This is a genomic window from Nocardioides sp. zg-DK7169, from assembly GCF_013155365.1.
Classification (GTDB): Bacteria; Actinomycetota; Actinomycetes; order Propionibacteriales; family Nocardioidaceae; genus Nocardioides.
In genome coordinates this window covers 1-3,987 of record NZ_JABJRA010000024.1, presented here as the reverse complement: position 1 = coordinate 3,987, position 3,987 = coordinate 1, and the positions used below count along the sequence as shown (strand labels likewise).

The window sequence follows — 3,987 nt, the reverse complement described above, 5'->3', positions numbered from 1 at the left end:
GTCACGCCGCAGATCGACCGCCATCCGGATCGCCCGCTCCCGAAGCTCGTCCGGGTACTTCCTCGGTGCTGCCATGACTCTCATCCTTCCGTGGAATGAGAGCCTCCATCAGACCCGGCACGCGACAAACTGAGCTAACGGCCCAACGGGGCGGAGATTAGCCGTTACCGACCCGCGGGTCAACAGCCTTAGGAGAGGCGCAACGTACTGGCGCGATAGTGCGGCCTGGACCCGAAGTCTGCTCGTCCGACCCAACAGGGACGAACCAAGAGCCGGTCAGTCACATGGATCAAAGCTGGCACCACGTATCCTTCCGTCGTCGCACCACATGGCCCCAAAGGCCTGTCTGGGTCCTCGACGGGCACCGCATCGTTGCACGACGACGCAGCGGCATCGCTAACCATTATCGGACGTCGGCGGCGAGGGCGGCTTCCTCACGCGCCGTGAGGAAGCCGGCTACTCCGAGACGACTTCGACAGTCTTCGGATCGCCGAGGGAGCCATACTCCACGATCGACACGTCCCGCCCGTACTGCGCGAGCGCCCATCGCGCGAGATCGCGCGCCTCGTCAAGCGTCTGGAACTCCCCCAGAGTTGCCGGGAGGCTGCGGTCGGGGTCCTGCGGATTCGGAAGGGCGTATTCGATGCGGTACATGGTCCCATTCGATCACGCTGCGCCGCGCGGTCCGCTCGTCGTCGTCGCCAGTGGCGATTCTCTGCTTCCGTCAGCCGGCGGCGCCCGCGTCCGTTTAACTGTCAGCGCGCCTGGCGACGCAAGGCGTACGCGACCTCAGACTCTTCGGCTCGAGCGAGGGGACTGCTGCACGATCGGGTGACAGGTTGGGTCACGCAGCCTGAGTGGCTGGCGCGGTCATGATGGTCTCGAACTCGATGGGGGTCAACCGCCCGAGAGCGGCCTGTCTACGGCGGCGGTGGTACGTCCTCTCGATCCATCGCGCGATCGCGATTCGGAGTTCTTCGCAGGTGGCCCAGGTGCGGCGGTCCAGCACGTTCTTCTGCAGTAGAGCGAAGAAGGACTCCATGGCGGCGTTGTCGCCGGCGGCGCCGACGCGGCCCATGGATCCGACCATGTTGTGACGGTTGAGCGCGTGCACGAATTTCCTGCTGCGGAATTGAGAGCCGCGGTCGCTGTGGACGACGCAACCGGCGACATCGACCCGGCGAGCCACGGCGTTGTTGAGTGCGGTCACCGCGAGCCGCGACTTCATACGGGAGTCGATGGAGTAGCCGACGATGCGGTTGGAGTAGACGTCCTTGATCGCGCAGAGGTAGAGCTTGCCCTCACCGGTGCGGTGCTCGGTGATGTCGGTGAGCCACAGCTGGTTTGGGGCTTCGGCGTTGAACTCGTGTCGCACGACGCCGTGCTTGTCGACGACCGCGCAGAGGTCGTCGTGGACCGGCGGGCCGGGCTTCTTGCCGCTCTTGCCGCGCTTGGGCTTGCCGAAGGCACTCCACCAGCCGTTGGTCGAGCAGATCCGCCACGCCGTTCGCGCAGCCATGACCTCGCCGGCGTCGTGGGCCTCATCGAGGAGGAATCGGTAGCCGAACTCCGGGTCGTCTCGGTGCGCGTCGAACAGGGCGTTGGCGCGGTAGGCCTCCTCGAGCTCGGCGTCGGTGACCGGGTTGGCCAGCCAGCGGTAGTAGGGCTGGCGGGCGATCTTGAGGACCCGGCACGTCACCGTGACGGGGACACCGTCGACGGCCAGCTCGCGGACGAGCGGGTACATCATTTTCCCGGCAGATTGGCCTGCGACAGGTAGGCAGCCGCCCGGCGCAGTACCTCGTTCTCCTGCTCGAGCAGCCGGATCCGCTTCTTGGCCTCACGTAGCTCGGCATTCTCGCTCGCGCTCACGCCCGGCTTCACGCCGTCTTCGACGTCGGCGGTCTTCATCCAGTTCGTCAGGCACGACTCGCTGATCCCGAAGTCGGCAGCGATCTGCTTCAGATGAACACCCGGCTCACGGTTCCTCGCGACGCGGACCACGTCGTCGCGGAACTCCTTGGGGTACGGCTTCGGCACAGTGCACATCCTTCCAGCAGCACCTCTCGGCACCACAGATCAGATGTCACCTACTCGTGCAGCAGTCCCGAGTTGTCGCTCGACCCGCGTCTTTTCGCCGCCGATGTGCGTGCCGCCCCGTTGGGAGGCGCTACTCGTCGTCGTACCCCTCGGGACGGCAGACACGGCAATCGGCCACCACCGAGGTCGGGTCGATTGACCAACCCCGCGGCAACTCAACCTTGCGATCTCCAAAGCTGACCGAGCCGGTCGGATCGACGAAGTCATAGTCGTACCAGAGCCTGAGCCAATTGATGCCTGTGTGGCTAGTCATCTGCACGACCACGCCGCTGCTTCGGTCAACGTGGCCCATTGCAGGGCCGAGCCACAGGCTGTGCTTGCTCTCGCCGTGGGTGTCTGCGAGATGGCCCATCACAGCGACCACGTCTTCGCGGATCTCCAACCCCATCTGCACGTGTCTCAGGTTAGAAGAACCATCAAGAAACTCGATCATGCCAGGGCTGATGGCCGCGCCGACCTGCGCGAGTCGACATCCGATGTGTTTGACCCAGTAGCGAGTCAGCAGTTCCATCCCGTCTTGCCAGGCGTCGCCAAAAACGTCGTTCCAATCAAGTATCCCGGTACTGAGAACGTAATCTCCGGAATCGCGAATGTAGTCCGCGAGGGCGTCATACGCACGATCGAAGGCTTGGCTTCTAGCGGTGTTGCAACTGTGGCAAAGAGATTTTTCGAACTTGAGGCCCTTTGCGCGTGACGATTGAGGTGCAAGCACGCGATCTGCCAGGTGAGCGACGGCGGTGGGGCCGCGCCATGCGCCATCCCCGAACGCACGGACGAGATCAGAACGCTTGAATTTGTGCTCTCCACTACTTGCTGCGGCCCCACACCACCAACATCGAGGGTTCCCCACGGTCATGTCCTTAGTAGACACGGGCCAGCGCTCGGCCGCGTAAGAAGTTGCGTCCTTCCGCCGCATGTCGGCGCCACTTCGGGCCGCACCCTCACACCGAGGTGCGGCGTCTAGTGACATGATCCGCTCGTGGACGCGCGGACTCAGCGGGACGAATCTTTTTGGGTGCGGGTCAGGGCTTGGGAGCTGGGCGATCAGCTGTCCGTCGGAGAAGTCCTTCCGAGTCAGGCGATCCGTGTCACGGGGACGGTCGAGCCGTTCCACGCTCCGACGCGAGAGCGGATCTCGCAAGCTGACGGACCCCTCGTCGACCCCGACGCGGTCGAATATGTCGTGACTGGGTCTGTGGTCACGGCCACGGACTACCAGTCCGACACGGGATCCGGGCCTCGTCACGCGGGAACCGACGTCGTGTTGTCCGTGAACGGCGACCTGATGCAGTCCCAGATCGCGGGGCCAGCATCAGGCATCGACATCGGCTCGGCTCTGACCGTGCGAGGCCGTCTGTCCCACATCGGGGACTATGAGTGGGATGCCTTCGGGTTGGTAGATACGCGCCGGGCGTGGGCCATCGAGGAAGTGCATCGCCTGCCCGACGACGACCTCATGCTTCGACTTCGCCCCGCTGCCTCACTGGCTTAGCACCACGGCGCGAAGATCCGCGCCTGCGGCGATGTGCACGTGAGCGTTCGTGTCTCGACGGTTCGGAATAGTCTCGGGTCGTGTCCCGAGGTTCGGAGCGTCGACAAGCAGGTGACGCGGTTGCGGCGTACCACGAGGCGAGGCTTGCCGAACTCGTCGAGCACGTGGCTGCGGCTACCGACCGATTCCGCGATGGTGAACTGGACGCGTTCGGTGTCGACCTCGTCTTGTTCCAGTACTCACGTGCCGCCAAGGAGCTCTGGAAGTTTGTCGCGTGCCGGGTTCAGTGGAGGCTCTGAACTGACGCGCTGAGGGTAGTCGGCGCGGGGTTGTGCCGGTAGTGCTCGTCCTCGAACTCAACGGGTGGGACGAGGCCGATCTCGCCGTGCAGGCGT

At 64.5% G+C, this 3,987-nt stretch carries 5 protein-coding genes; 2 read left to right on the top strand and 3 right to left on the bottom strand.

The window, feature by feature from the left end:
• Window positions 1-456 precede the first annotated feature (456 nt).
• The 3 genes from HOQ23_RS20435 to HOQ23_RS20425 form a co-directional block, all read right to left on the bottom strand.
• Window positions 457-654, bottom strand: a complete 198-nt coding sequence (locus tag HOQ23_RS20435; protein WP_172217475.1) for a hypothetical protein — start codon at window positions 652-654, stop codon at window positions 457-459.
• A gap of 190 nt (window positions 655-844) precedes the next feature.
• A protein-coding gene (locus HOQ23_RS20430) for an IS3 family transposase (protein WP_172217473.1) occupies window positions 845-2,040 on the bottom strand; the annotation gives its coding sequence in 2 pieces (ribosomal slippage) (window positions 845-1,753 and window positions 1,756-2,040; 1,194 coding nt in all).
• Between the two features lie 130 nt (window positions 2,041-2,170).
• Window positions 2,171-2,956, bottom strand: coding sequence for a hypothetical protein (locus HOQ23_RS20425; RefSeq protein ID WP_172217472.1), 786 nt, complete (start codon window positions 2,954-2,956; stop codon window positions 2,171-2,173).
• Window positions 2,957-3,079: 123 nt separating this feature from the next.
• On the opposite strand from HOQ23_RS20425, the gene HOQ23_RS20420 reads away from it, so the two are divergent.
• Window positions 3,080-3,592 (top strand): hypothetical protein, encoded by a 513-nt coding sequence (locus HOQ23_RS20420; RefSeq protein WP_172217471.1) that lies wholly within the window; start codon window positions 3,080-3,082, stop codon window positions 3,590-3,592.
• Between the two features lie 80 nt (window positions 3,593-3,672).
• Window positions 3,673-3,891, top strand: coding sequence for a hypothetical protein (locus tag HOQ23_RS20415; RefSeq protein WP_172217470.1), 219 nt, complete (start codon window positions 3,673-3,675; stop codon window positions 3,889-3,891).
• The last annotated feature ends 96 nt before the right edge of the window (window positions 3,892-3,987 follow it).